The sequence below is a fragment of the Nocardia sp. CA-129566 genome (genome assembly GCF_050956075.1).
Taxonomy (GTDB): domain Bacteria; phylum Actinomycetota; class Actinomycetes; order Mycobacteriales; family Mycobacteriaceae; genus Nocardia.
On sequence record NZ_CP192085.1, the window covers coordinates 655,284 to 680,298 of the forward strand.

Below are 25,015 nucleotides of genomic sequence, written 5' to 3' on the forward strand. Positions count from 1 at the left end.
AACTAGAGTGGAGGCCGGGGCCGCAACCCCCGGGCTTCATGGCAGGCTGACGCCACAGAAGCGTCGGACGCCAGAATGTCGGAGCAGGAGAGTGAGGGAGCGATGTTCGAGAGGTTCACCGACCGCGCGAGGCGCGTCGTTGTCCTGGCCCAAGAAGAGGCCCGGATGCTCAACCACAACTACATCGGCACCGAGCACATCCTGCTTGGGTTGATCCACGAGGGCGAGGGCGTAGCGGCGAAGTCGCTGGAATCCCTTGGTATTTCGCTGGAGGGTGTGCGCAGCCAGGTGGAGGAGATCATCGGCCAGGGCCAGCAGGCCCCGTCCGGTCACATCCCGTTCACCCCGCGTGCCAAGAAGGTGCTGGAGCTGAGCCTGCGCGAGGCGCTGCAGCTCGGCCACAACTACATCGGCACCGAGCACATTCTGCTCGGCCTGATCCGTGAAGGTGAGGGTGTCGCGGCGCAGGTGCTGGTGAAACTGGGTGCGGATCTCAACCGGGTGCGCCAGCAGGTCATCCAGCTGCTGTCCGGATACCAGGGCAAGGAGCCGGTGGAATCCGGTTCGCGCGGCGAGGCCGGGACCCCGTCCACCTCGCTGGTGCTCGACCAGTTCGGTCGCAACCTCACCCAGGCCGCCCTCGAGGGCAAGCTCGACCCGGTCATCGGTCGCTCGAAGGAAATCGAGCGCGTGATGCAGGTGCTGAGCCGCCGCACCAAGAACAACCCGGTCCTCATCGGTGAGCCCGGTGTCGGTAAGACCGCCGTGGTCGAGGGTCTGGCACAGGCCATCGTCAACGGTGAGGTCCCAGAGACGCTGAAGGATAAGCAGCTCTACACCCTCGACCTGGGTTCCCTGGTCGCGGGCAGCCGCTACCGCGGTGATTTCGAAGAGCGCCTGAAGAAGGTGCTCAAGGAGATCAACACCCGCGGCGACATCATCCTGTTCATCGACGAGCTGCACACGCTCGTCGGCGCGGGTGCCGCTGAGGGCGCCATCGACGCGGCCTCGATCCTGAAGCCGAAGCTGGCCCGCGGCGAGCTGCAGACCATCGGTGCGACCACCCTCGACGAGTACCGCAAGTACATCGAGAAGGATGCCGCCCTGGAGCGCCGGTTCCAGCCGGTGCAGGTCGGCGAGCCGACGGTCGAGCACACCATCAATATCCTCAAGGGTCTGCGCGACCGCTACGAGGCGCATCACCGGGTGTCCATCACCGATGGCGCGCTGGTGGCCGCAGCGACGCTGGCCGACCGCTACATCAACGACCGGTTCCTGCCGGACAAGGCGATCGACCTGATCGACGAGGCCGGTGCGCGCATGCGCATCCGTCGCATGACCGCCCCGCCGGACCTGCGCGAATTCGACGACAAGATCGCCGATGCGCGCCGGGAGAAGGAAAGCGCCATCGACGCGCAGGACTTCGAGAAGGCGGCGCGGCTGCGCGATAAGGAAAAGCAGCTGGTCGCCAAGCGCGCCGAGCGCGAAAAGCAGTGGCGCTCCGGTGATCTTGATGTCGTGGCCGAGGTCGACGACGAGCAGATCGCGGAGGTGCTGGCCAACTGGACCGGTATTCCGGTGTTCAAGCTCACCGAGGAGGAGACCACCCGTCTGCTCCGCATGGAGGACGAGCTGCACAAGCGGATCATCGGCCAGGAGGACGCGGTCAAGGCCGTCTCCAAGGCGATCCGCCGCACGCGTGCCGGTCTGAAGGATCCCAAGCGCCCCTCGGGCTCGTTCATCTTCGCCGGTCCGTCCGGTGTCGGTAAGACCGAGCTGTCCAAGGCGCTGGCGAACTTCCTGTTCGGCGACGACGACGCGCTCATCCAGATCGATATGGGCGAGTTCCATGACCGCTTCACCGCATCGCGGCTCTTCGGTGCCCCGCCCGGGTACGTGGGCTACGAAGAGGGCGGCCAGCTCACCGAGAAGGTGCGCCGCAAGCCGTTCTCGGTCGTTTTGTTCGACGAGATCGAAAAGGCACATCAGGAGATCTACAACACCCTGTTGCAGGTCCTCGAGGATGGTCGTCTCACCGACGGTCAGGGTCGTACGGTCGACTTCAAGAACACCGTGCTGATCTTCACCTCGAACCTGGGTACCTCGGATATCTCCAAGGCCGTCGGCCTGGGCTTCACCCAGTCCAACGCCGAGGGTTCGAACTACGAGCGGATGAAGCTCAAGGTCAACGACGAGCTGAAGAAGCACTTCCGGCCCGAGTTCCTCAACCGCATCGACGACGTGATCGTCTTCCACCAGCTGACCACGGACCAGATCGTGGAGATGGTGGACCTGATGATCGGTCGCGTCGCCACGCAGCTGAGGAACAAGGACATGGAGATCGAGCTGTCCCCGCAGGGCAAGGCACTGCTTGCCAAGCGCGGCTTCGATCCGGTGCTCGGCGCTCGGCCGCTGCGCCGGACCATCCAGCGCGAGATCGAGGACCAGCTGTCGGAGAAGATCCTCTTCGGCGAGATCGGTCCGGGTCAGACCATCGTGGTCGACGTCGAAGGCTGGGACGGCGAGGGCTCCGGCGAGAACGCCAAGTTCACCTTCACCGGTAAGGCGAAGCTGACCAAGGCGCCCGCGACGGAGGAGAAGCCGGAAGTCGTGCTCACGGGTGCGGGCGAAGGCACCGTGGCCGAGGCCGCCAGCGAATAGGCTCGAACGGCTGGAAGATGCCGCCCACCGGATTTCCGGTGGGCGGCATTTTTCGTGGAATTCGCGGCTTCGCGCAGCGGCGTACCGTGGTGAGCGTTCATCGAATAACCATCACGGGGGTGCTGGATGACAAATGCAGATCTGACGCTGATCGCCGTACTGCTGGATCGCTCCGGGTCCATGCAATCGATCAAGTCCGACACCGAGGGCGGCTTCGATGCCTACATCGAGGAACAGCGCAAGGTGCCGAAGACGACGCTGGTGACGCTCGCGCAATTCGATACCGAATACGAACTGGTCTATGCGAATCGGCCGATCGACAAGGTGCCGCCGCTGAGCCTGCAGCCGCGCGGGGGTACCGCGCTCTATGACGCGGTGGGGCGGCTGGTGACCGATGTCGGCACCGAGCTCGCCGCACGTCCCGAGCACGAGCGGCCGGGCACGGTGATCGTCGTGGTGCTCACCGATGGGCACGAGAATTCCAGTCAGGAGTGGACGCATGCCGCGGTGCGGGCGCTGATCACCCAGCAGCAGGAGGTGTACTCCTGGGACTTCGTCTTCCTCGGCGCGAATATGGATGCGGTGGCCGTCGGCTCCGAACTGGGCTTCGATCCACGTCGCTCGCTCACCTACGGTGCGACACCGGCGGGCACGGCCGGTGTATTCGCCTCGGCGGCAGCGTATTCGGCGCGGCGCAGTATGGCCGCGCCGGGGCAGGCGGTGGCCGGGTTCACCGATGCCGAACGGCGGGCTGCGAATCCGGACGGGCAGTAGTTTCGCGGGCGGGCCGATTCGAGGGCGCGCACATCAACGCAACGCCGCGGTCGCGAGAATTGCGACCGCGGCGTTATGGCGAATGCGGGCTGCGGCTGAGCGCGCTGGGAGCTACGGCTGCGAGCCGACAACTGCTGCGAGCTGCGGCAGGTTGCGGTTGCGGGCATCGGCGCCAAGTGGGCTGTTAGGCAGTGGGCTTCATGAACCGGGCGAGTGTTGGGGCGAAAGCGCCGGCCAGCTCCCCGGGGACGATCAGTTCATCGATTCCGTACTTCTCCCTGCGGTATTCGAGCACCTCGGCAACGGTCGCCGGATCGCTGTCCAGCACACCCGCCGATCCGGCCGCCCGCAGGCCGGCCGCGGTGAGACCGAGCCGCTTGCGCAGCCAGAACGGCAGCTCGTCGCCGATGCCGACCAATTGGTGGGTGAAGCGCACATCGCGATCGGTGTTGTCCCGGACCACCCGGACCATCTCGGCGAGATCGGCCTCGGTGGCCTCCGGTCCGGCCGCCAGCAGCACCCGATCGGCGAAATTTGCTGCGACAGTGAGCATTCGAGGTCCGTTCGCGGCGACGACGATCCGCGGCGCGGGATCGATCTGTTCCCGTACGGCCCGCACGGTAGCGATGAGTTGCTCGCGGCGCTGGGCCGCCGAACCCCAAGGCATACCGAGCCGTTCGGCCTCCGCCCGCGCATCGGGACGCCCCGACCCGATGCCGAGTTCGAATCGCTGGTCCGAAAGCAGTTGCAGTGCGGCTGTTTCCCGCACTGTGACGGCTGGGTCGCGCAGCGGAGCGGCCAGTACGTTCGGACGCAGCCGGATGGTGGTGGTCACCGTCGCGGCGGCCGCGAGCGCCGGGAAAGGTGACGGGGTGTTCAGTGTGTCCGGAAGCAGAATGGTCCGGTAGCCCTGCTGTTCGGCGCCGTGTGCCGCGCGGGCCCATTCGGCACCCGAGCGGGGCGTGATGACGATTCCGAAGGTCATGCTCATGGCGTGGTCTCCCGTGATTCGGGTCGAATGATCATTGGGTTCGAATGACGACCGTGTGCTGGCGGCCGATATTTATCGGGCAAACGTTCGTTGCGATGCCCGCCGCTCATGCGGCCAGGGCGGCCGGCACGGATTTCGTCGAAAACGCTGGTGGCTCGAGTAGTGGGAGTTTCCCCGCGCGGCTTACCGCCACGTTCGCGCAGCACCGCCAGTCGGCTCCGATATTGGTCCTCGGTGATCTCACCGCGTGCGAATGCGGTACGCAGCGCACCGATTCCGCTCTGGTGTCCCCAGAACCGCCGCCGTGCGAAGACGGCAATGACAATGAAGGTGATCCAGAACAGCAAGGGAAAGATCCAGAAGAACGGCCAGGGATGCCAGCCGTCGTCATAGTGATCGGCCAAAAAGGTCATGGCCTCGGGTGGTGTGAAAATGTTCATGCCCCAACCCTGCTCCGGACACCCCCGGCCGGACATCGGCCTGCCGACGATATTCTTCCTACGCCTGTGCGCGTATACGTAAGGGCGGAAATGCCTCTGGCGCCGGATATGCCCGATGTTTGCGGATGGTCGGCACTACTCATATGACGTGGTTGGCCGGGAAGTTGCCAGATTCGCCCGACCTCGCCTAACCACTGGGCTCCTCGCACACTCTATGCGGTGTGCGAGGAGCCGGGAAGTCAGGCGAGGGCGGCGTCGAGGGTGATGTTGTCCACTCCGGCGAGGGCCTTGCTGACCGGGCACCCCGCCTTGGCGGCGGCCGCCGCGGCGGCGAAACCATCGGCGTCCAGTCCAGAGACGCGGCCGCGGACGGTGAGCTTGATGGCGCTGATGCGGAAACCGCCATCGGGGTCCGGGCCGAGGGTGACGTCGGCGGTGACGTCCAGGGTCTCGGGAGTGCCGCCCGCATTGGCGATCTGCGCCGAGAGGGCCATGGCGAAGCAGGAGGAGTGGGCTGCCGCGATCAGTTCCTCGGGGCTGGTGGTGCCGTCGGCATCGTCTGCGGCGCGCTTGGGGAAGGAGACGTCGTACTTGCCGACACCGGAACTGGCCAGCTCGACCTGGCCGGAACCATCCTGAAGGCCGCCGGTCCAAGCGGTGCGCGCGGTACGTGTGGGCATCACAGTCCTTTCGACGATGTGTGAATCACGATTCGCAGACGAACCTACCCGTCGCGCGCGCAGCGGGGGTTCGAAGGCGGCAGCTCGTATGGGCTCACCGCTCGGCCGGCTCCGCGGTGCGCTGATCGAGTTGTTCGAGCACCAGCGGCCAGGCCTGTGCATGTCGGTCGCGGGCGGCTTCATCGGCAAATCCGGCATGCGCCAGGCGAAGTCGGGTGCCGGAGTCCTTCGGCGTGAATTCGATCGTCACCACGGTCTCGGTCCCCCCGGTGCCGCCCGCCCCGGTCACCCAGGTCAGCTCGGCCAATTGGTCCGGGACCAGGCGCAGGAACCGTCCGTAGTGCGGGCTGCGCATGCCCTCGTATTCGGTTTCGAAGAAGAACGGCTCGTTCACGGCGGGGCGCATGAGCACCGAGCCGGGGGCCGCGAACCACTGGTCGAACCGCTCGGTCCAGGCGCGGTAGAGCAAAGGCGGCGGCGCGCCCATGGCGCGCTCGACCTCGAGCCCGTAGGGCCGCGAGGACAGATCGGGTACCCGCACCGGTTCGACCATGGTTCGGACTGTACCGCCGCGCGTCCCTATTCCGGATTGGTGACGCGCGCGAGCACGATGCCGCCGAGGATCAGCGATAGCGATAGCAGCCGACCCGCGCTGAGCGGATCCTTGTGCACCACCACGCCGAGGCCGATAGCTCCGACCGCGCCTATTCCGGTGAAGATCGCATACGCGGTGCCGACCGGCAGCGTCTGCATGGCCCGCGACAGCAGGTACACCGCGACCGCGCCGAGTACGAAGCAGATGACGGTGGGGACGAGGCGGGTGAAATTCTCCGTCGGCTTGATGCTCTGCGACCAGATGATCTCCACCAGTCCGGCGACGCCGAGAACAATCCAATTCATCGGTATTCCGATCCTTTCGAGCGGTCGTTAGCGGCCAGCCAGTTTGCGCACGGATTCCATTGCGGCGGAAAAGGACTCGTCGTGTTTATCGCGCAAATGCGCCAGCGCCGGGTCCTGCCTGGCATTGGCGAGTTCCGCATTGACGAATACGGTGTCGGTGACGGCGAAATGGCCAGCGAAGAAGTCGCGCAGATAGCGCTCCTGATAGTCGAAGGCCGCCTTCGGTGCGCCGGGCGCGTAGGCCCCGCCGCGTGCGGTGGTGACGACGAATCGTCTGTTGCCCAAAGACATTCGCGGAAAGGTCACTTGGTCCAGCCAGGCCTTGAGTGCGGCCGGGATCGAATAGTTGTACATCGGGGTGCCGATCAGGATCACATCGGCGGCCAGCACCTCGGCCAGCAGCGGTCGCACGATCGACCAGGCGGCGGACTGTTCCGGTGTGCGGACCAATTCGGCGAGGCGGTCCAGGTCGGTCGCGGGCTGTGCGAGCACGGCGTCGCACAGTTCGGTCCATGCCTCGTCGATGAAGGGCACGGGCTCGGCCGCGAGGTCGCGGTAGATGTAGCCGCCGTCCGGATTCGCGGCGCGCCACGTCTCGGCGAATTCGGCGCTCAGTTCCCGGCTGATGGAACGGCGTCGGGCGCTGGCGTCCAGATGCAACAACGTGCTCATGATCGGCCTCTCCTCGAAGCTAACTGGACACTATGTCCAGTTGATGCGAGATCGACCGTAACCACAACTGGACACTCTGTCCATTTTTTCGGAATGTCGAGTACAGTCGGGGGCCATGACCAGCGATATGGACCTGCTCGGCGGGCATCCGACCGCGGCACCCGCACCGCCGACCGAGCGTGCGGATGCGGCCCGCAACCGGGCCAAGGTGCTCGCCGCCGCCGCCGAACTGTTCGCCACCGGGGACCCGCGCACCGTGACGATGGATGACATCGCCAAGGCCGCCGGGGTCGGGCGTGGCACGCTGTATCGCCGCTACCCGGATAAGAATTCGATCGCGGTCGCACTGCTCGACGAACACGAGCGCGCCCTGCAGGAGAAGCTGCTACGCGGTGATCCGCCGCTCGGTCCCGGCGCTCCACCCGCCGAACGGCTCGCCGCCTTCTATGCGGCGATGGTCGAATTGCTGGACGGGCATGCGGATTTGGTGCTCGGTGCGGAGACCGGTGGTGCGCGATTCGCGACCGGTGCGTATGGCTTCTGGTTTCTGCACGTGCGGTCGCTGCTGGTGGCCGGGGGCATCGAGGAGCCCGATGCCATGGTCGATCCGCTGCTCGCGCCGCTGGCCGCCGAGGTCTACCGGCATCAGCGTGAGCGCGGCCTCGGTGCCGGGCAGATCACCGCGGCACTGACCGAGCTGGCCCATTCCGTGCTCTCCGAGCGCTGAACGCCCGAAAGCACGAAAACCGCTGACGAACTGTCGTCCGCCAACGGTTTCGGTGCCTGGTGGATCAGACCATATCGCGCCGGTGCACCAGCCACATCGTGGCCGCCGCGAACAGTGCCACGTACGCCACCAGTGCGATGAGCGACTGGGTTCGCGACAGGATATCGAGCTCTCCTGGCGTCGATGGCCCGTCCACGGTCCGCATTGCCCCGGCCATCGAACCCGCCGCGGTGCCGGGCAGGTGATCGGTGAGCACCTTGATCGGGCCGAAGATGGCCGCGACGCCGCGCAGCAGATTCTCCACCACCAGCACCCAGACCAGGCCGAGGCCGACGGCCAGCGCCGGACCCCGGGCGATCGCCCCGATCAGTGCTCCTGCCAGTGTCCACATCCCGAGAATCGCTGTGCCGGTGATGATTCCGTTCACCGCCTGGCCGAGTCCGGGCAGTGCGAGTGACTGCGATCGAGTCGTCGCGATGATCGAGGCGGCCCCGATATCCACCACGAACGCGACACATACCAGTGCGATAACCGTGAGCGCCAAGCCGATCAGCGCGCCGCTGATCGCAGTGATCCGCGACGGCCCCTGGGTGAGCACGGTTTTCCAGGTACCCCAGCCATATCCGCTGCCAATGGTCAGCGCGCCGAGGATGAGCATCAACGCACCGCCGAACATCGCCATGCCCTGGGTGAATACCTCGGGCACTGCGGCGGGCAACATCTGGTGCAGCAGAACATCTTTCGGCACGCGGTTCGACATTGTCCGCATATCCCCTGAGGTGTAGGCGAGGTAATTGAACAGGTAGGCGAACGTGAGATTCAGCAGAATCCAGGTGCCGAGAATGATCCAGAACGCTGGCCACTTGCGCAGTCGCAGCATTTCCGCCTTCGTGCTCGCCATCAGATCTCTCATAGCCCGTCCGTTCATTTCACCGGCTCCAATTGGGTCATTTCGAAGAACACTTCCTCCAGGGACTTTTCATCGGTCCGCAGCTCCAGCAGATCCGCACCCGATTCGACGACCGCGCGCGCGACCGCCGGGGCCGCGGCCGCACCGGCCTCGATCCGAATACCGCCCGCGGTCAACAATGCCGAGCGCTCCCCGACCACCCGGCGCACCGCGGGGAATGCCACCTCCAGTGGTTCGGCCCGCAGCAAAAGCGAAGCGGCGCCGCGCAATTCGGCGACGGTGGACTCGGTGAGCAGCTTGCCGCCGGAGATCACCCCGACGCGGTCACAGATCTCCTGCACCTCGCTCAACATATGGCTGGACAGCAGCACCGTATGCCCGTCGCCCGCGAGAGTCGTGATGAGTTCGCGCATTTCGGCCATGCCCTGCGGGTCGAGGCCATTGGTCGGCTCATCCAGGATCAGCAGATCGGGCCGGCCGAGCAGGGCCGCGCCGACGCCGAGACGCTGTTTCATGCCGAGGGAGTAGGTGCGGAATTTATCGTCGGCACGGTTGGCGAGACCGACGCGCTCCAGTGCCTCCGCCACGGCGGTACCGTCGAGGCCGCGGTATTTCGCGAGCACCCGCAGGTTATCGCGGCCGGTGAGGTAGGGATAGAAGCCGGGACCCTCGATGAGGACGCCGATGCGACGGACCACCGCCGGATCGCCGGGCGGGTGTCCGAGCACGGTGGCGGTGCCGGCACCGGGGCGGATCAATCCGACCAGCATGCGCAGCGTGGTCGTTTTACCGGCTCCATTCGGACCGAGGAAGCCGTAGATCTCGCCGGGTGCGACAGTCATATGCACGCCGTCGACGGCGGTGTGGGTGCCGTAGCGTTTGGTCAACCCCGCGGTGACCACGATGGAATCTGTCATGCACCGAGAATCCACCTCCGACCAGGGCTGACACATCCGTCGCGCGGCGACGTCGGACATACGTACCGCGGCCTACGGACCACCGTGGCAGCGGACGCGACGACTGATTTCGCGAGCACCCGGGTAACTCGTCGCCGAACGCCCAGAAACCGGCGATCACCTCGACCGTCGGCCCGCGACGCGACTGTCGGAGCACCAACGCCCCGCAAAATATCGGGGCGGCGGGGGAGCATACGTAGCGCGGCGGACGTATCGGCGCGGTCGGGCTAATAGGCTGCAAGTGTGACAGCGCTAGGGGAATCGAAACGTGGTCCGGTCGTGCAGGACTGGGTCCTCGCGCTCGTCGTCGCGGTGATCCAGCTCGGTGGGGGCCGCAATGCCAACCTGCGTCAGACCGGAGTGCACACGATCGACGCACTCGGCTACGTGCTGTTGCTCGTCGGGCCGGTCGCATTGCTGCTGCGGCGTTCGTATCCGCTGCCGGTGCTGCTCGTGACGATCGCGTCCTGCGCGGTGTACCTCTTGCGCGGCTACGGCTACGGCCCGATCTTCGTTTCGCTGGTGATCGCGTTCATCTCCGCCGCGATCGTCGGATCACGCTGGTGGACATATCCGCTCGCCCCGATCGGCTATCTCGCGCTGGTCTGGCCGCTGCCCGCGATCGTCGGACATCCCGCGAATCCGTGGCTGGCATTCGGAATGATCGCCTGGCTCGGTGTGCTCGTCGCGATCGCGGAGGGGATTCGTCAGCGTCAGGCGGTGCTGGTGGCGCGCAGGCAGCGCGCCGAGGCAGCGCGCCGCGATGAGGAGGCGCAGCGCGAACGCCGGGCCAGTGAGGAGCGGCTCGCCATCGCACGTGAGTTGCACGATGTACTGGCGCACAGCCTTTCACTGATCAATGTGCAGTCCTCGGTGGCGCTCGAGCTGTTCGACAAGAAGCCGCAGCAGGCCCGATCGGCGCTGGCGGCGATCAAGACGGCGAGTAAGGACGCACTGGCCGAGGTGCATACGCTCTTGCACTCGATCCGCAATGGCAGCTCGACGCCGGACGCGCCGGACGTGCGCGAATCCGGCGCCGAACCGTTGCCCGAATCCGCGACCGGACACCGCGATTCCGAACGGGCCCAGGACAATTCGGTTGGTCGCAATAACGGTGTCGCCGAAGCGAGGCCGCCCGCCCCGCGCAGTCCCGCGCCGAGCATCGAGGATCTGGACGCGCTGCTGCAGCGTGCCCGCGCCGCCGGTCTCACCGTCGACACCCGCATTATCGGCACCGCCCACAAACTGCCGAGCGTCGTCGATGTGGCGGCCGCGCGCATCATCCAGGAATCGCTGACCAATGTGGTCCGGCACGCGCCGGGCGCCCCGGCCGCGGTGACCGTGCGCTACGCCGCCGATTCGGTCGAGATCACCATCGACAATGCCCGCGCCACCGCGCCACCATCGAAGTCCGGAACGAGCGGGGGCAATGGCATTCTCGGCATGCGCGAGCGCGCACACGCCCTCGGCGGCCAGCTCATCGCGGGTCCGCGCCCGAGCGGCGGGTTCCGGGTGGTGGCTCGGCTGCCGTCCCAGGTGGGGGCTCGGGAGCAGGCGCAGTGAACAAGACGGATGCGCTGCGGGTACTGGTCGCCGACGATCAGGCCCTGGTGCGCGGCGGATTCGTCGCGCTGCTCGACGCACAGGACGGCATCGAGGTGGTCGGCGAGGCAGATAATGGCGAACAGGCCGTCCGGATGACCCGCAGCCTGACCCCCGATGTGGTCCTGATGGATATCCGAATGCCGGTGCTGGACGGCCTCGCCGCCACCCGCATGATCGCAGAGGATCCGAAGCTCGCTGGGGTGAAGGTCGTCGTACTGACCACCTTCGAACTCGACGAGTACGTCTTCGAGGCAATGCGCGCCGGGGCGACCGGTTTCCTGGTCAAGCACACCGAACCCGCGGACCTGGTCCGCGCCATCCGGGTGGTGGCCGCCGGTGACGCCCTGCTCTCACCGGGCGTGACCCGCCGCCTCATCGCCGAATTCTCCGCCCATGCCAAACAACCCCCACCGGCCGCCTTCACCGAACTCACCGATCGCGAACGTGAGGTCATGGTCCTGGTTGCCGAGGGGCTTACCAATGCCGAAATCGGCGAACGGCTCTTCATGAGTCCTGCCACCGCCCGCACCCATGTCAGTCGCATTCTGATGAAGCTGGACGCCAGGGACCGCACCCAATTGGTGGTCATGGCCTACGAATCCGGCCTGGTCCGCCCCGGCTGGCACTGACCCTGGACGCGGCTCAGGAGCGGAAGTAGCGGCGGGCACTCGGCCGGTACATCGCGGGGATAGCCACCAGGACGGCCAGGATGTGCCCGGTGCGAAAGATTCCGGTGAGCACCGCGGCAGCGGTGAGGTTATCGAAAAGGTCGCCGATTTCCCTGGCGGATAAGGTGGCCGCCAGCGGCTCGATGATCAGCGAGGCCGTGCCGATCACACCGATGCCGAAGGTGAGCACGATCCTGGCCCAGCGGGCGCCGCGCGCCATGTGGACGGCAACCCCGAGCACCAGTAGGTAAATGGCACCGCGAACCGCCAGACCTGTTGTGAGAGAACCGATATCGGCATTCGGCCGGTCCAATTGCACGGCGGTGTAGGTAATGGCCTCGCCGACACCGCACAACAATGCGATGACGAGCCCGGTGAATGCCACGGAAACCGAGCGCGGTGGGGCGGTGCGTGGCCGTATGGAAAAGGCAGTGCCGGTCATGACACCGACACTGCCCATCGCAATCCGAATTCCGGATCAGCCTGCGGTAGTGACCGGCTCTCGTACCGGAGTGCTACCGCGCGTGGCGAATTCGGTAAGTGCCGCGAAACCCAGGCCGAGGCAGGCCCACAGCGTGGCCGTCTCCCCGAGCGAGGCCGCACGGAACTGCCACAGCAGCGCGGCCGGGAAGTCTTCGGTCACCTCATTGATGCCGGGCAGCAGAATGTAGCCGAGCACGACGACCAGGACGAATGCCCCGACCCCCGCGATCAGCCGGACCGTATCGAGTTGGGCGGCAAGCAGTTTGTAGACGTACACCCCGATGCCGACCGCGGCCAGCCCGAGCAGCACCGCCGCCAACCACAGCAGGGTCCGCTGGTTGATGGTGTCCGGATCGCCGACGGCGGGCGGATTGGCCGGGTACTTGAAGAACGGCACCGCCACGATCGCGGCCCAACCGGCCAGTGCCAGCGCGAGCGCGAGCTTCGGCCCCGACAGCGTGGAGTACCTGCGCGCGAAGTACGCGACCGAACCGAATATGGCCCCGAGTGCGAGCCCGGCAAGTCCGAGCGCCAAGAATTGGCCCGCCTTCTGCCCCGACCGGCTGACCAGCGGCTCTTCCTCGTCACCGTGGGTATGCCCGGCCGGTTCCTGAGCGTGGTCGGCGGCCTTCTCCTTGGCGGTACCGGCCGCTTCGATGGCAATGGCGGCCTCGATTTTGGGCTCACCTACGAAATAGCCCACTGTCGCGGCCAGCAGACCGGCGATGAGACCGGCCAGCAGGCCACGGAGCAGCAGGGTCTTGAGCGATCCGATCAATGGCACGGCACACCGAGCAGGTGACGTCCATCGTGCATCAGCTCGTGCAGGTACATCCCGCTGCGCGAGATGACCCCCTGGTCGAAGCCGACCAAGTACAGGGTGAGCAGTGCGAGTAGAACGACGCCCACTGCGATGAGCAGCGTGCCGAGTGAATCGGTTGCCCGACTCGGTGAATGCGCGATAGCCATTCGAGTCCTCCTAGGGATGCGCGTCCCGTGAGTTGGTCGATGCGAAGGTGCCGGTGTCTGGCTTTCCGGCACCAAGGACTCGGTGCAAGAACACAGTGGCGCGACCGCTTCGGAATCTCACCGAATTACCGCGTCACCCTCGCGTTTATCATTCAAACTGTCGCATCTGGCCGCATCCGCCGTCAACACAACCGCGACTTGCCCACCACGCGGTGGGGCGAGTCGCGTGCCGGTGCTGGCCAGCGGATTTCAGGATGCGGGTTTAGCCGCGACGTCCAGGACGACCTCGAACTCGAGCAGCGATGCCCCCGTCGAAACCGGCTTCTGCCGCTCGCCCGCATGCGCCTCCCGCGCGGGTCCATCGCGCCATGCCGCGAACGACTCTTCCGAATCCCACTGGGTGACAACGAAGTACCGCTTCTCCCCGGCCACCGGCCGCAGCAACTGGAAGCCAAGGAATCCGGGCGAGCCCTCGACCGCGTGCGCGCGATGGGCGAACCGCTTCTCCAACTCGGGGCCGGCGCCCTCCGGAACCTCGATCGCATTGATCTTCACAACAGCCATGGCTCGACGATACGTCTGCCCCATTCGGCCACTCCGCAGCGCATGCGCTGGCGAGTCGACGCGCGACGCTGCCACTGAGGAAGCGAGTCTTACGAGCGACCCCGTTCGCGCCGCCTCGCGTCCGCGAAGGAGCGGCCATCGAACTCGGCCGAGTCGTCGAAGCGCGGGGCCCACCTGTCGCCCGACCGCCACCCCTTATCGAATCGCTACGCGATGCTGACGTTAGGGGGGCCGCGAACACGCAGCGCCGCAGGCGCTGCAAAATGACACAGTGTTGCACGACGAAGGCGGAGCAGGGGTGCCGATCCTGCTGCTGCACGGACTGATGGGCAGCGCCCGCACCTGGCGCGATCAGCTGGACTGGCTGCGGGCCCACGGCCACGTCTACACCTTCGACGCCGCGGGTCACGGCCGTCCCGCGCCCGCCGAGCTGAGCACCGAGGCATTCATCGACGACCTCGCCGCGGCAACCGCCCAGATCCGCGAACCCATGGTGGTGATCGGGCATTCGATGGGCGGGCTGCACGGCTGGGTGTTCGCGGCGCAGTATCCGGAACGGGTGCGCGCACTCGTCGTCGAGGACATCGCCCCCGATTTCCGTGGCCGCACCGCCGAGAACTGGGCGGCCATGATCGAAGCCTGGCCGCAACCGTTTCCGGATGAGCGCGCGGTCCTGGACTACTTCGGCCCGGTCGCCGGACGGTACTTCCTCAAATCCTTCGAACACGGTCCGGACGGCTACCGCCTGCACGGCTCGGTCTCGACCTTCCGCGATATCTCCGAGGAATGGGGCACCCGCGACTTCTGGGCCCAATGGCGGGCGGTCAAAGCCCCGGTCCTGCTGATCGAAGGCGAATTCACCATCACCCCCGAGGGCCAGATGGGAGAGATGGCCGCGGTCCACCCCGACGCCGTCTATGTTCGCGTCCCGAACTCCGGCCATCTGGTCCACGACGACCAACCCGAGCGCTACCGCGCCGAAGTCGAGCAGTTCCTCCGCAGAGTCCTCGGCTCCTAGTCGCGCCAGCCCAACCTCGGAGATTCGTCCCCGTTCATCGGTACCCGCGCGGATCCAACCGCGCCGGACGGGTCCGGGACGATTCGGGTAGGCAGCGACTTCGGCGCTAGTTTGGCGGAGGTCGCAGGAACGTTGGTTGTCCGATGAGGTCCCGCGCGGGTGGGGTTCCCCTCGCCCGCGAGGCGGATCCGGCAGCGCCGGACGGGATTCGATAGGCAGCGACTTGGGCGGCAGTTTCGCGGTGGTCGTAGGAGCGCTGGTTGTGCGATGAGGTCAGGCGCGAGTGGGGTCGCCCTCGCCCACGAGGCGGATCCGGCAGCGCCGGATGCGGTCTGGGACGATCCGGCAGGCGACGACTTCGGCGATATCGTTGCGCTGGTTGTCCGATGAGGTCTCGCCCGCGAGGAGGATCGGCAGCGCCGGACGGGATTCGGTAGGCAGCGACTTGGGCGGCAGTTTCGCGGTGGTCGTAGGAGCGCTGGTTGTCCGATGGGGTCAGGCGCGGGTGGGGTCGCCCTCGCCCGCCAGGGCGAACAAACCGTCGGGCGTTTGCTCGATCAGGCCGTCTACCAGCAGTGAGTCCAGGGCACGGTCGCGTTGGCCCGGATCGCGAGTCCAGGCCAGGTCCAGGCGGATTCGCTCGACCGGGCCGGTGGCGTCGCGTATAACGTCGAGCAGGCGACCGCGCGCTTGCCGATCGGTGCCCTCGTATTTCTGCGTCTTGCGAACCACCTCGGATACCGGTCTGCCCGCGGCGACCCACGCGCATTCCGGCAGCGGACAACGTGCGCAGTCGGGCGTGCGGGCGGTGCACACCGTGGCGCCCAGTTCCATCAGCGCGGCGGAAAACATTGCGGCATGGTCGATTCGGTGCGGCAGCAATGCCTCGGTTTCGGGCAGATCGCGCGCGGACGGATTACCGGCCTCGGCCCGCCCGTGCACCGCGCGCGCAACCACCCGTCGAACATTGGTGTCCACCACCGGAACTCGTTGCCCATAGGCGAAGCAGGCCACCGCTCGCGCCGTATACGCGCCGATGCCGGGTAGACCGAGCAGCACCTCGACGTCGGTCGGCACCTCGTCGTCGTGCACCTCGGCGAGCACCTTGGCGCATTCGTGCAGCCGCAGCGCCCGGCGCGGATAGCCGAGCTTGCCCCAGGCGCGCAGCACCTCGGCCTGTGACGAGGCCGCCATCGCGGAGGGGACCGGCCAGCGCGCCACCCATTCCCGCCAGATCGGCTCGACCCGCACCACCGGCGTCTGCTGCAGCATGATCTCGCTCATCAGAATCTGCCAGGCGGTGACGTCCGCACGCCGCCACGGCAGATCCCGCGCGGTCGCCCGATACCAATCCAGCAACGAGTCGGCATCCACCCGGTTGACCACCGCCGTGATCTTGGATTTTCTGCCTGCACGCCCGTGCGCTGCACCGCCCTCCAGCACTGCCCTCACCGTTCCTATTGTCCTGCGGACAGTCGATATTTGCCGATCCGTAACGCACCGAACTCGCTGGTAACCACTGCGATGTGCACAATGGTCGGTATGCCGGATTCCAACCCGATCAGTGCCTGGAAATCCCTCCGCGAGGGTAATGAGCGCTTCGTGAACGGCACGCTGCTGCATCCTAGCCAGGGCGCGGCCGACCGGGCCAAGCTCGTCAGCGGCCAGCACCCGCAGGCCATCCTGTTCGGCTGCGGTGACTCCCGCGTCGCCGCCGAACTGATCTTCGACCAGGGCCTCGGCGATATGTTCGTCGTGCGCACCGCGGGCCACGTGGTGGACAGCTCGGTGCTCGGATCGATCGAGTACGGGGTGCAGGTGCTGAATGTGCCGCTCATCGTGGTGCTCGGACACGACAGCTGCGGCGCGGTGAAGGCCACCATCGACGCGCTGGACGGCGGCGAGGTGCCCGGCGGATTCATCCGCAGCGTGGTCGAGCGGGTCGCGCCGTCGATTCTGATCGGGCGCCGCGAGGGGCTGTCCACCGTCGACGAGATGGAGGCCAGGCATGTGGTGGAGACCAGCCGTCTGCTCATGCAGCGGTCGATGATCATTTCGCAGCGGGTGGCCACGGGTGAGTGCGCAATCGCCTGTGTCACATACAAACTGGCCGAGGGCCAGGTGAAGTTGCAGCGGGTCATCGGCAATATCGGCGAGATGGCCTGACGCGGCCGATCGAGGCGATCCAAGCGTGCGAGCGGAACTTACCTGCCGCGCCCGGGTTTTCCGATCCGACACGCCGGGGTCCTGAGTCGCTGCACCGGATCGTGCCCTTACCGTTGACTCCGTGCTGGAACCGAATGGACCGCTGCCTCCGGAGATCTATTGGCGACGTCGCGCGTTCGCCATCGGCATCCTGGTCGTAGCGCTCGCACTGGTCATCTGGTTGGTCCTGACGGTCACGCGCGGCGGCGATTCGCCCGGCACGACAAAGGCGGCCGCGACGAGCACGTCCGCGGCGACGAATAAGCCAGCGGGCGCGTCCTCGACGGCGCCGCCGACCACGGGCGAGTCCAGCGCGAAGCCCTCCGGCAGTACCACTGCCGCGCCGGCCAGCAGTCCGGTCGCCGCTGGCGCCTGCCCGGATCAGTCGCTCGCGGTGAAGGTGACCGTCGAACAGCCGACCTACAAGACCGGGGAGACCCCGGTCTTCGGCATCGTCATCACCAACATCTCGTCCTCGTCCTGCTCCCGCGACGTCGGCTCGGGCCTGCAGCAGGTCTCGGTGACCACCCTCGACGGTCAGCGCCGCCTCTGGTCGAGCACCGACTGCTACCCCGACGGCGCCCCCGATGTCCGCACCCTGAACCGCGGCGAACAGGCCGCCTTCATGGTCACCTGGTCCGGCTCCACCTCCCAACCCAACTGCGTCGGCGACCGCGTCCAGGTCCCCCCCGGCGCCTACGCCGTAGTCGCCCAACTCGGCTCCCTACGCAGCGCCGCCGAACCCTTCAACATCGCCTAACCCACTCCGGGGCGCTGCCGCATATCCAGCGGTTATCGCGCACAAGGTATGGGTTGTGCGCGATAGCCACTGGTTATGCGTGATCAATTGGGTTGTGCGACAGCCACTATCGACTCAGAAGTCGGGGGCGGCTTCGGTGGGTGGGGTGCGTGACTTGCGGAGACCGGCGAGGCGGATGGCGGATTTGACGTCGGCTACCTCGTGCACCTTGATGCCGTTCTTCGTCCGTGCCGGACCCGGCGGTACCAGGGCGGTGGTGAAGCCGAGTCGTTCGGCCTCGGCCAGTCTGCGCTCCAGTCCGGTGACCCGCCGCACCTCGCCCGCCAGGCCGACCTCGCCGAGGATGACCCAGCCGACGGGCAGCGCCTGATCCCGTTCGGCACTGGCGATGGCAAGGGCGACCGCCAGATCCGCGGCGGGCTCGAGCAGTCGCATGCCGCCCACCGTCGCGGCGTACACATCGTGTTTGCCGAGGAACACCCGACCGCGGCTCTGCAGCACGGCCAGCACCATCGCGACACGGTTGTAGTCGAGTCCGCTCACCGCCCGCCGTGGGTTCGGGATCTCGGTGTGCACGGTGAGCCCCTGCACCTCGGCCACCAGCGGGCGCTTACCGTCCATTGCCACCGTGACGGCCGTCCCCGGCACCGAATCGGTGCGGTGGTGCAGGAACAGGCCGGACGGATCGGTGACGCAGGAGATCCCGTCGTCGTGCAGTTCGAAACAGCCGACCTCATCGGAACTGCCGAAGCGGTTCTTGATGCCGCGCACCATGCGCAGTGTGGAGTTCTTATCGCCCTCGAACTGCAGCACCACATCCACCAGATGCTCCAGCGTGCGCGGGCCGGCGACATTGCCGTCCTTGGTGACATGGCCCACCAGCAGCACCGCGACACCGCTCGCCTTGGCCAGTGAGGTGAGTGCGGCGGCCACCGCGCGCACCTGGGTGACGCCGCCGATGGTGCCGTCCACCTCGGGGACCAGCATGGTCTGCACCGAATCGACGACGAGCAGCGTCGGACGCACCTGCTCGACATGGCCGAGCACGACCGACAGATCCGATTCGGCTGCCAGGTAGACCCTCTCGTGCACCGCATTGGTCCGGTCGGCCCGCAGCCGGACCTGTCCCGCCGATTCCTCCGCGGTGACATACAGCGACTTCTCATCGCGCTGGGTGGCCCACCGATGCGCGACCTCCAACAGCAGCGTCGACTTGCCGACCCCCGGCTCACCGGAGAGCAGCACGACCGATCCCGGCACGATGCCACCGCCGAGCACCCGGTCCAGTTCCTCGACGCCGGTCGGCCTGGCCTTGGTGACCTTCGAATCGATATGCGAGATGGGCGCGGCGGCGGTGCTCGGCAACATCGCCCGCCGCCCGACCGGCGATGCCGCGGTCGCCGCCGCTCCGGCTATCTCGTCGACGGTGCCCCAGGCGCCGCAATCCGGGCATTTGCCCACCCACTTGGCGACCTCGTGTCGGCAGGCGGAGCATCGGAAGATCGACTTGGTCTTGGCCACAGGCGCACCTTACGTACCGCATCCGACAAGCGGGCTCGACAGTGGCAAGTGGGGTCGACAGATACGAAAACGGCTGCCGCGCGATTGCGCGACAGCCGTGCGTGGGGATCGGTCAGCGGATCAGTGGCCGCCCTTGTGCTCGCCCTCGGTCGCGGCGGCCTGGCCCTCGTGCCGTTCGGCCAGCGGCCCGGCGTCGACCGGGACCTGGACCGTCACGGTGCCGTTCTGCTTGAAGTTGAATGTCACCGGGTAGGTGAGGCCGGGGGTGATATCCCTGGTCAGACCGGTGATCTCGATCAGACCGGGCTTCTTCTCCGCGTCGGCGGTGGCCTTATCACCGGCCGGACCGGCGCCGTGCTGATCGGCCTTGGCGGTGGTGGACGGCGTCGCGGTGGCCGACGGTGTCGCGGTGGTGGACGGTGTCGCACCGTGCTCGTCGGACTTGGCCGCGGCGCCCGGCGCGGACGAGGCCGCGACGACGGTCTGCTGTGGCGCGATCCGGAACGCCGGATCACCCGCGGGCGGGGTGATCTTCACCGTGCCGAGGTCGGTGTTGATGCTGGTCAGCTCGTCGGTGACGGTCTCGCCGTTGTTGATGATCGACAGCGCGATGATCGCCTTGCCGCCCTTGGTGTTGGTGTACTCGCTGCCCGCGGCCGGGAAGACGATGTGCACATTACGCAGCGAGATCCGGTCGATGTCGGCGTGGTTGCCGTTGACCGCGGCGACCTGGGTCGCGGTCTGCGAGATCTGGCCTGCACCGCAGCCGGACAGCACGAGCGCCGCTCCGGCGGCGAGCGCGGCAACCGAAACCATGCGACGTCGCGCCCCTGTCGAGGCGGTCACAGCTTTCAGGGCAGTCACGGGTTGTCCCTCCATGTCGACCGGGCTCACTCCGCTAGGGAGAGTAATAACTAGGCAGCGTAGTAGTAGCCTCCGCCGAGCGGACGTCGGGGCTGTGTCTAATTTGCGGCGCCTGCGAACTCCTCGCTCGTAAGAGCGCTCCGCGTGGTTTTGGCTACGCGATCGGGACACTCCGGAGCATCGCATCCGTTGGGTAACGGTTTTGGGGCGGCGCGCCGAGTTGCCATGGTGCTGCTGGTCGTATCGATCGGCTCGTGTGGTAAGCGTGCCGGTCGATAACCCGTTCTGGCACAACACAATGCACACCGCACCGGTTCTGTCAACCCCAGCGGTCGCCTCGTTGTGGCCCTGACCTGCACAGTTGATCGCGCCGTTACCGAGTCGCATGTTAAACTGTGAACATCGAAAGGGGCACGGGACACATGATTTTTAAGGTCGGAGACACCGTCGTTTACCCCCACCACGGAGCGGCGCTGATCGAAGCAATCGAGACTCGCACCATCAAGGGTGAGCAAAAAGAGTATCTGGTCCTGAAGGTCGCCCAAGGTGACCTGACTGTTCGCGTTCCCGCGGAGAACGCCGAATATGTCGGCGTGCGAGACGTCGTCGGCCAGGAGGGTCTCGACCGAGTCTTCCAAGTGCTGCGTGCGCCGCACACCGAAGAACCGACTAACTGGTCTCGCCGCTACAAGGCCAACCTGGAGAAGCTCGCCTCCGGCGATGTGAACAAGGTGGCCGAGGTCGTTCGCGACCTGTGGCGTCGGGAGCAGGACCGCGGCCTGTCCGCGGGTGAGAAGCGGATGCTGGCCAAGGCCCGTCAGATCCTCGTCGGCGAGCTCGCGCTAGCCGAGGGGACCGATGACGGCAAGGCCGAGTCGCTCCTCGATGAGGTTCTCGCCGCGGCCTCCTGACCGTGAATGTTTCTAACAGCGACGGTTCCGTCGTTGCGTTGGTGCCTGCCGCCGGTCGTGGCGTTCGCCTGGGTGAATCGACACCCAAAGCGTTCGTCGCGGTCGGCGGCACACCTATGGTCCGGCTGGCCGTCGACGGCCTGATCGCCTCCGGAGCGGTCGACCGGATCATCGTGATCGTCCCCGCCGAACTCGTCGAGAGCGCCGTTGCCCTGCTGCCGCCCTCGGAGTCGGTGCGTGTGGTCAGCGGCGGCGCCGAGCGCACCGATTCGGTGCGTTCGGGTATCGCCGCCGCCCCTGATGCCGCCTATTTCCTGGTGCACGACGCCGCCCGCGCATTGACCCCACCCGAGCTGATCGCCCGGGTGGTCGCCGAGCTGCGCGCCGGTGTCACCGCCGTCGTGCCCGCATTGCCCGTGGTCGACACCATCAAATCCGTCGACGCGCACGGCGGTGTCACCGGTACTCCCGATCGAGCGAGCCTGCGTGCCATTCAGACGCCGCAGGGTTTCGCCGCCGAATTGCTGCGCGCGGCCTACGCCGATGAGACGCTGCGGGCCACCGACGATGCCGGACTCGTCGAACTGCTCGGCACCCAGGTGCACACCATCCCCGGCGACCCCATGGCTTTCAAGATCACCACCCGGCTCGACCTGCTGCTGGCCAATGCGGTGCTCGACGGCGCTCACACGGTGGGCCGGTCATGACCATGCGCGTCGGCATCGGCAGCGATGTCCATCCGATCGAAGCGGGCAGGCCGTGCTGGATGGCGGGCCTGCTCTTCGATGGCGACGACGGCTGCGCCGGACATTCCGACGGCGATGTCGCCGCGCACGCGCTCTGCGATGCGCTGCTCTCCGCGGCCGGACTCGGCGATGTCGGCGCGGTCTTCGGCACCGGGCGCCCGGAATGGGCAGGGGTATCCGGCGCGGCCATGCTGAAGGAAGTGCGTAGGCTCCTTGACGAGGCCGACTTCGAAATCGTCAACGCCGCGGTCCAGGTAATCGGCAATCGGCCGAAGATCGGACCGCGTCGCGCCGAGGCCCAAGAGGTACTCGGCGGACTGCTCGGCGCCCCGATTTCGGTGTCGGGCACCACAACCGACGGCCTCGGGTTGACCGGCCGCGGCGAGGGTGTGGCCGCGGTGGCTACCGCCCTGCTACAAGCGTGTCGCTGAGCCAGCTCCCGCCGACCTGAGCCGCTCCGTGAACGGCCTTATCTACCAGCTAGGATCGACTTCCGTGACTCTGCGCCTTTTTGACACCGACACGCGGACCATGCGCGACTTCGCGCCCCTGGTCCCCGGCCGTGCCTCGGTGTACCTGTGTGGCGCCACCGTTCAGGGTGAACCGCACATCGGCCATGTGCGCAGCGGAGTCGCGTTCGACGTACTGCGGCGCTGGCTGCTCGCGCACGACTACGACGTGTGGTTCATCCGCAATGTCACCGATATCGAAGACAAGATCCTGACCAAGGCCGCCGAGGCGGGTCGACCCTGGTGGGAGTGGGCGGCCACCTATGAGCGCGCCTTCGATCGGGCCTACCAGACCCTCGGCGTGCTGCCGCCATCGGCCGAACCGCGCGCGACCGGCCACATCACCCAGATGGTCGACCTGATGCAGCGGTTGATCGATCGCGGGCACGCCTACGCCTCTGCGGGCAATGTCTACTTCGACGTGGTCAGCTATCCGGAATACGGGAGTCTGTCCGGGCACAGGCTCGATGACGTACACCAGGGCGAGAGCGCTGGCGAAGGCAAGCGCGATCCGCGGGACTTCACGCTGTGGAAGGCCGCCAAACCGGGTGAGCCGACCTGGCCGTCGCCGTGGGGGCCGGGCCGGCCCGGCTGGCATCTGGAATGCTCGGCGATGGCCGAGTTCTACCTCGGCGCCGAATTCGATATCCATTGCGGTGGAATGGATCTGGTCTTCCCGCACCACGAGAACGAGATCGCCCAGTCCAAGGCGGCCGGTGATGGATTCGCGCGGTATTGGTTGCACAACGGCTGGGTGACCATGGGCGGGGAGAAGATGTCCAAATCCCTGGGCAATGTGCTCTCCGTGCCGAATGTGCTGAAAAAGGTTCGGGCCGTTGAACTTCGGTTCTACCTGGGCAGCGCGCACTACCGGTCCATGCTGGAGTATTCGGATAAGGCGCTCTACGACGCCGCGGCCTCCTACCAGCGGATCGAGGCATTCATACACCGAGTGGCCGAGCGGGCCGGGGAGATCGCGGTCGGCAAGTGGACCGATGCGTTCGCCGAGGCGATCGACGACGATCTGGCGATTCCGCGGGCCCTGGCCGAGGTGCACCGGGTGGTGCACGAGGGCAATAAGGCGCTGGAGTCGGGCGCGATCGATACGGCGGTCGAGCTGGCCGGACAGGTCAGGGCCATGCTGAATATCCTCGGCGTCTGCCCGTTCGATCCGCAGTGGTACACCCCGCAGGACAATTCGGTCGCGCTGGACGCATTGGACGTGCTGGTGCGCGCCGAACTCGATCGCCGCCAGCAGGCGCGTGCCGATAAGGACTGGGCCAGCGCCGACGCGGTGCGGGACCGGTTGCAGGCCGCCGGAATCGAAGTGACCGATACCCCACAGGGGCCGGAATGGTCGCTGGGCGCGGCGCAGCATGCGCCGGGTGCGGTACAGCGTGGAAAGGCGAACTGATGGCAGGCAACTCGCAGCGTCGCGGCGCGATCCGTAAGGGCGGCAGCAAGAAGGGCGCCGTTGTCGGCTCCGGTGGGCAGCGCAGGCGCGGACTCGAGCCGCGCGGCGCGACCCCGCCCGCCGAGGCCAGAACCAAACATCCCGCGGCCAAGCGGGCGGCGGCCAAGGCGAAGGCCGCGGCCCAGGGTAGGCCGGGCCCACGCGGCGCCGGTGGTGGTCGTCCGGCCGGGCGCAAGAGCGACGACGGTCCGGAGATGGTGCTCGGGCGCAATCCGGTTGTCGAATGTCTGCGTGCCGGTGTGCCGGCGACCGCGCTGTACGTCGCGGTCGGCACCGAGAACGACGACCGGCTGACCGAGAGCGTGAAAATGGCTGCCGATGCGGGCATCTCCATTCTCGAGGTGCCGCGCACCGATCTGGACCGGTTGAGCGCCAACGGACTGCATCAGGGTGTGGCATTGCAGGTGCCGCCGTACCGCTATGCCCATCCGGACGATCTTGTTGTGCGGGTACAGGATTCGGCCGAACCCGCCCTGCTGGTCGCGCTGGACAATATCTCCGATCCGCGCAACCTCGGCGCGGTGATCCGCTCGGTGGCCGCCTTCGGTGGCCAGGGTGTGCTGATTCCGCAGCGGCGCAGCGCCAGCGTCACCGCGGTCGCCTGGCGGACCAGCGCCGGTGCCGCGGCCCGGCTGCCGGTCGCCCGCGCGACGAATCTGACTCGCACGCTGAAGGATTGGGCGTCGCAGGGCTTCCAGATCGTCGGCCTCGACGCGGGTGGCGACACCACCCTCGACGATTTCGACGGCAGCATCCCCACCGTGATCGTGGTGGGTTCGGAGGGCAAGGGCCTGTCCCGTCTGGTCCGCGAGACCTGTGACTCCATCCTCAGCATCCCGATGGCCGGTCCGGTCGAATCCCTGAACGCCTCCGTGGCCGCGGGCGTCGTCCTCTCCGAAATCGCCCGCCAGCGCCGCATCTGAGCACATCGCACACGCCCCTCGGTGACGATCGTGTCGGATGGGCATTCGCTGGCGCGGCCGTAGCCGCTGCCGCGGTTTGCGAAT

General features: G+C 66.9%; 29 protein-coding genes. 14 read left to right on the top strand and 15 right to left on the bottom strand.

The window, feature by feature from the left end:
- The first annotated feature begins 102 nt into the window (after positions 1–102).
- Complete coding sequence (locus ACQP0C_RS02965) at positions 103–2,661, top strand: ATP-dependent Clp protease ATP-binding subunit (protein WP_433730302.1); 2,559 nt, start codon at positions 103–105, stop codon at positions 2,659–2,661.
- Positions 2,662–2,787: 126 nt separating this feature from the next.
- Positions 2,788–3,435, top strand: coding sequence for a vWA domain-containing protein (locus tag ACQP0C_RS02970; RefSeq protein ID WP_433730304.1), 648 nt, complete (start codon positions 2,788–2,790; stop codon positions 3,433–3,435).
- 184 nt (positions 3,436–3,619) lie between these two features.
- Here ACQP0C_RS02970 and ACQP0C_RS02975 read toward each other — a convergent pair whose 3' ends face one another.
- The 6 genes from ACQP0C_RS02975 to ACQP0C_RS03000 form a co-directional block, all read right to left on the bottom strand.
- The gene (locus tag ACQP0C_RS02975; protein WP_433730306.1) at positions 3,620–4,426 is read right to left on the bottom strand and encodes an LLM class flavin-dependent oxidoreductase; all 807 of its coding nucleotides are present in this window, start codon (positions 4,424–4,426) and stop codon (positions 3,620–3,622) included.
- Positions 4,423–4,866, bottom strand: coding sequence for a hypothetical protein (locus ACQP0C_RS02980; protein ID WP_433730308.1), 444 nt, complete (start codon positions 4,864–4,866; stop codon positions 4,423–4,425). Before ACQP0C_RS02980 ends, ACQP0C_RS02975 begins: the two co-directional genes overlap by 4 nt.
- Positions 4,867–5,105: 239 nt before the next feature.
- Positions 5,106–5,546: an OsmC family peroxiredoxin gene (locus ACQP0C_RS02985; protein ID WP_433682144.1), complete on the bottom strand. Its 441-nt coding sequence runs from the start codon at positions 5,544–5,546 to the stop codon at positions 5,106–5,108.
- A 94-nt stretch (positions 5,547–5,640) separates the two neighbouring features.
- On the bottom strand, positions 5,641–6,099 hold the full coding sequence (locus tag ACQP0C_RS02990; RefSeq protein WP_433730310.1) for an SRPBCC family protein: 459 nt from the start codon (positions 6,097–6,099) through the stop codon (positions 5,641–5,643).
- Between the two features lie 26 nt (positions 6,100–6,125).
- Complete coding sequence (locus ACQP0C_RS02995; protein WP_433730312.1) at positions 6,126–6,446, bottom strand: DMT family transporter; 321 nt, start codon at positions 6,444–6,446, stop codon at positions 6,126–6,128.
- A 27-nt stretch (positions 6,447–6,473) separates the two neighbouring features.
- Complete coding sequence (locus tag ACQP0C_RS03000) at positions 6,474–7,118, bottom strand: FMN-dependent NADH-azoreductase (RefSeq protein ID WP_433730314.1); 645 nt, start codon at positions 7,116–7,118, stop codon at positions 6,474–6,476.
- A gap of 115 nt (positions 7,119–7,233) precedes the next feature.
- Here ACQP0C_RS03000 and ACQP0C_RS03005 point away from each other — a divergent pair, with 115 nt between their 5' ends.
- Positions 7,234–7,845 carry a TetR/AcrR family transcriptional regulator gene (locus tag ACQP0C_RS03005; protein ID WP_433730316.1) on the top strand — a complete coding sequence of 204 codons (612 nt, stop codon included), beginning with the start codon at positions 7,234–7,236 and terminating at the stop codon, positions 7,843–7,845.
- A 64-nt stretch (positions 7,846–7,909) separates the two neighbouring features.
- Here the strand turns inward: ACQP0C_RS03005 and ACQP0C_RS03010 are convergent, their stop codons facing one another.
- Together ACQP0C_RS03010 and ACQP0C_RS03015 are read right to left on the bottom strand one after the other, a co-directional pair.
- Entirely contained in the window at positions 7,910–8,746 is an 837-nt protein-coding gene (locus tag ACQP0C_RS03010) for an ABC transporter permease subunit (RefSeq protein ID WP_433730318.1), read from the bottom strand.
- A 23-nt stretch (positions 8,747–8,769) separates the two neighbouring features.
- Positions 8,770–9,672 (bottom strand): ABC transporter ATP-binding protein, encoded by a 903-nt coding sequence (locus ACQP0C_RS03015; protein ID WP_433730320.1) that lies wholly within the window; start codon positions 9,670–9,672, stop codon positions 8,770–8,772.
- A 282-nt stretch (positions 9,673–9,954) separates the two neighbouring features.
- On the opposite strand from ACQP0C_RS03015, the gene ACQP0C_RS03020 reads away from it, so the two are divergent.
- Positions 9,955–11,274 (top strand): sensor histidine kinase, encoded by a 1,320-nt coding sequence (locus ACQP0C_RS03020; protein WP_433730322.1) that lies wholly within the window; start codon positions 9,955–9,957, stop codon positions 11,272–11,274.
- Positions 11,271–11,945, top strand: coding sequence for a response regulator transcription factor (locus ACQP0C_RS03025; RefSeq protein ID WP_433730324.1), 675 nt, complete (start codon positions 11,271–11,273; stop codon positions 11,943–11,945). The genes ACQP0C_RS03020 and ACQP0C_RS03025 overlap by 4 nt, the downstream gene beginning before the upstream one ends.
- A 13-nt stretch (positions 11,946–11,958) precedes the next feature.
- On the opposite strand, the gene ACQP0C_RS03030 is transcribed toward ACQP0C_RS03025, so the two are convergent.
- From ACQP0C_RS03030 to mhuD, 4 genes are all read right to left on the bottom strand, one after another.
- A complete protein-coding gene (locus tag ACQP0C_RS03030) occupies positions 11,959–12,426 on the bottom strand; it encodes a hypothetical protein (RefSeq protein ID WP_433730326.1) in 468 nt (155 codons plus the stop codon).
- 36 nt (positions 12,427–12,462) lie between these two features.
- Positions 12,463–13,251 (bottom strand): CbtA family protein, encoded by a 789-nt coding sequence (locus ACQP0C_RS03035; protein ID WP_433730328.1) that lies wholly within the window; start codon positions 13,249–13,251, stop codon positions 12,463–12,465.
- Positions 13,242–13,436 carry a CbtB domain-containing protein gene (locus ACQP0C_RS03040; RefSeq protein ID WP_040686176.1) on the bottom strand — a complete coding sequence of 65 codons (195 nt, stop codon included), beginning with the start codon at positions 13,434–13,436 and terminating at the stop codon, positions 13,242–13,244. Before ACQP0C_RS03040 ends, ACQP0C_RS03035 begins: the two co-directional genes overlap by 10 nt.
- Positions 13,437–13,685: 249 nt before the next feature.
- The gene (gene mhuD / locus ACQP0C_RS03045) at positions 13,686–14,000 is read right to left on the bottom strand and encodes a mycobilin-forming heme oxygenase MhuD (protein WP_433730330.1); all 315 of its coding nucleotides are present in this window, start codon (positions 13,998–14,000) and stop codon (positions 13,686–13,688) included.
- A gap of 271 nt (positions 14,001–14,271) precedes the next feature.
- Between mhuD and ACQP0C_RS03050 the strand changes: the two genes are divergently transcribed.
- Both ACQP0C_RS03050 and ACQP0C_RS03055 read left to right on the top strand, forming a co-directional pair.
- The gene (locus ACQP0C_RS03050; RefSeq protein ID WP_433730332.1) at positions 14,272–15,018 is read left to right on the top strand and encodes an alpha/beta fold hydrolase; all 747 of its coding nucleotides are present in this window, start codon (positions 14,272–14,274) and stop codon (positions 15,016–15,018) included.
- Positions 15,019–15,285: 267 nt separating this feature from the next.
- A complete protein-coding gene (locus ACQP0C_RS03055; RefSeq protein WP_433730334.1) occupies positions 15,286–15,408 on the top strand; it encodes a hypothetical protein in 123 nt (40 codons plus the stop codon).
- 105 nt (positions 15,409–15,513) lie between these two features.
- On the opposite strand, the gene ACQP0C_RS03060 is transcribed toward ACQP0C_RS03055, so the two are convergent.
- Positions 15,514–16,404 (bottom strand): A/G-specific adenine glycosylase, encoded by an 891-nt coding sequence (locus tag ACQP0C_RS03060; RefSeq protein ID WP_433734414.1) that lies wholly within the window; start codon positions 16,402–16,404, stop codon positions 15,514–15,516.
- Between the two features lie 156 nt (positions 16,405–16,560).
- Here ACQP0C_RS03060 and ACQP0C_RS03065 point away from each other — a divergent pair, with 156 nt between their 5' ends.
- Both ACQP0C_RS03065 and ACQP0C_RS03070 read left to right on the top strand, forming a co-directional pair.
- On the top strand, positions 16,561–17,184 hold the full coding sequence (locus ACQP0C_RS03065; RefSeq protein WP_433730336.1) for a carbonic anhydrase: 624 nt from the start codon (positions 16,561–16,563) through the stop codon (positions 17,182–17,184).
- A 121-nt stretch (positions 17,185–17,305) separates the two neighbouring features.
- Positions 17,306–17,983 carry a hypothetical protein gene (locus tag ACQP0C_RS03070; protein WP_433730338.1) on the top strand — a complete coding sequence of 226 codons (678 nt, stop codon included), beginning with the start codon at positions 17,306–17,308 and terminating at the stop codon, positions 17,981–17,983.
- Positions 17,984–18,097: 114 nt separating this feature from the next.
- On the opposite strand, the gene radA is transcribed toward ACQP0C_RS03070, so the two are convergent.
- Positions 18,098–19,504 carry a DNA repair protein RadA gene (radA, locus tag ACQP0C_RS03075; RefSeq protein WP_433730340.1) on the bottom strand — a complete coding sequence of 469 codons (1,407 nt, stop codon included), beginning with the start codon at positions 19,502–19,504 and terminating at the stop codon, positions 18,098–18,100.
- A gap of 120 nt (positions 19,505–19,624) precedes the next feature.
- Positions 19,625–20,350 (bottom strand): hypothetical protein, encoded by a 726-nt coding sequence (locus ACQP0C_RS03080; protein ID WP_433730342.1) that lies wholly within the window; start codon positions 20,348–20,350, stop codon positions 19,625–19,627.
- A gap of 440 nt (positions 20,351–20,790) precedes the next feature.
- Between ACQP0C_RS03080 and carD the strand changes: the two genes are divergently transcribed.
- From carD to rlmB, 5 genes are all read left to right on the top strand, one after another.
- Complete coding sequence (carD, locus tag ACQP0C_RS03085) at positions 20,791–21,279, top strand: RNA polymerase-binding transcription factor CarD (RefSeq protein ID WP_354959943.1); 489 nt, start codon at positions 20,791–20,793, stop codon at positions 21,277–21,279.
- Positions 21,280–21,281: 2 nt separating this feature from the next.
- Entirely contained in the window at positions 21,282–21,986 is a 705-nt protein-coding gene (ispD, locus tag ACQP0C_RS03090) for a 2-C-methyl-D-erythritol 4-phosphate cytidylyltransferase (RefSeq protein ID WP_433730344.1), read from the top strand.
- Positions 21,987–21,988: 2 nt separating this feature from the next.
- Entirely contained in the window at positions 21,989–22,456 is a 468-nt protein-coding gene (gene ispF / locus ACQP0C_RS03095; RefSeq protein ID WP_433734415.1) for a 2-C-methyl-D-erythritol 2,4-cyclodiphosphate synthase, read from the top strand.
- Positions 22,457–22,520: 64 nt separating this feature from the next.
- The gene (gene cysS, locus ACQP0C_RS03100; protein WP_433730346.1) at positions 22,521–23,948 is read left to right on the top strand and encodes a cysteine--tRNA ligase; all 1,428 of its coding nucleotides are present in this window, start codon (positions 22,521–22,523) and stop codon (positions 23,946–23,948) included.
- A complete protein-coding gene (rlmB, locus tag ACQP0C_RS03105) occupies positions 23,948–24,931 on the top strand; it encodes a 23S rRNA (guanosine(2251)-2'-O)-methyltransferase RlmB (RefSeq protein WP_433730348.1) in 984 nt (327 codons plus the stop codon). The genes cysS and rlmB overlap by 1 nt, the downstream gene beginning before the upstream one ends.
- The last annotated feature ends 84 nt before the right edge of the window (positions 24,932–25,015 follow it).

What these genes read in the sequence shown, in the direction of transcription:
- ACQP0C_RS02965 (WP_433730302.1), top strand. Translation starts at nt 103, where the DNA reads ATGTTCGAGAGGTTCACCGACCGCGCGAGGCGCGTCGTTGTCCTGGCC.
- ACQP0C_RS02970 (WP_433730304.1), top strand. Translation starts at nt 2,788, where the DNA reads ATGACAAATGCAGATCTGACGCTGATCGCCGTACTGCTGGATCGCTCC.
- ACQP0C_RS02975 (WP_433730306.1), bottom strand. Translation starts at nt 4,426, where the DNA reads ATGAGCATGACCTTCGGAATCGTCATCACGCCCCGCTCGGGTGCCGAA.
- ACQP0C_RS02980 (WP_433730308.1), bottom strand. Translation starts at nt 4,866, where the DNA reads ATGAACATTTTCACACCACCCGAGGCCATGACCTTTTTGGCCGATCAC.
- ACQP0C_RS02985 (WP_433682144.1), bottom strand. Translation starts at nt 5,546, where the DNA reads ATGCCCACACGTACCGCGCGCACCGCTTGGACCGGCGGCCTTCAGGAT.
- ACQP0C_RS02990 (WP_433730310.1), bottom strand. Translation starts at nt 6,099, where the DNA reads ATGGTCGAACCGGTGCGGGTACCCGATCTGTCCTCGCGGCCCTACGGG.
- ACQP0C_RS02995 (WP_433730312.1), bottom strand. Translation starts at nt 6,446, where the DNA reads ATGAATTGGATTGTTCTCGGCGTCGCCGGACTGGTGGAGATCATCTGG.
- ACQP0C_RS03000 (WP_433730314.1), bottom strand. Translation starts at nt 7,118, where the DNA reads ATGAGCACGTTGTTGCATCTGGACGCCAGCGCCCGACGCCGTTCCATC.
- ACQP0C_RS03005 (WP_433730316.1), top strand. Translation starts at nt 7,234, where the DNA reads ATGACCAGCGATATGGACCTGCTCGGCGGGCATCCGACCGCGGCACCC.
- ACQP0C_RS03010 (WP_433730318.1), bottom strand. Translation starts at nt 8,746, where the DNA reads ATGGCGAGCACGAAGGCGGAAATGCTGCGACTGCGCAAGTGGCCAGCG.
- ACQP0C_RS03015 (WP_433730320.1), bottom strand. Translation starts at nt 9,672, where the DNA reads ATGACAGATTCCATCGTGGTCACCGCGGGGTTGACCAAACGCTACGGC.
- ACQP0C_RS03030 (WP_433730326.1), bottom strand. Translation starts at nt 12,426, where the DNA reads ATGACCGGCACTGCCTTTTCCATACGGCCACGCACCGCCCCACCGCGC.
- ACQP0C_RS03040 (WP_040686176.1), bottom strand. Translation starts at nt 13,436, where the DNA reads ATGGCTATCGCGCATTCACCGAGTCGGGCAACCGATTCACTCGGCACG.
- mhuD (WP_433730330.1), bottom strand. Translation starts at nt 14,000, where the DNA reads ATGGCTGTTGTGAAGATCAATGCGATCGAGGTTCCGGAGGGCGCCGGC.
- ACQP0C_RS03055 (WP_433730334.1), top strand. Translation starts at nt 15,286, where the DNA reads ATGAGGTCAGGCGCGAGTGGGGTCGCCCTCGCCCACGAGGCGGATCCG.
- ACQP0C_RS03065 (WP_433730336.1), top strand. Translation starts at nt 16,561, where the DNA reads ATGCCGGATTCCAACCCGATCAGTGCCTGGAAATCCCTCCGCGAGGGT.
- carD (WP_354959943.1), top strand. Translation starts at nt 20,791, where the DNA reads ATGATTTTTAAGGTCGGAGACACCGTCGTTTACCCCCACCACGGAGCG.
- ispF (WP_433734415.1), top strand. Translation starts at nt 21,989, where the DNA reads ATGCGCGTCGGCATCGGCAGCGATGTCCATCCGATCGAAGCGGGCAGG.
- rlmB (WP_433730348.1), top strand. Translation starts at nt 23,948, where the DNA reads ATGGCAGGCAACTCGCAGCGTCGCGGCGCGATCCGTAAGGGCGGCAGC.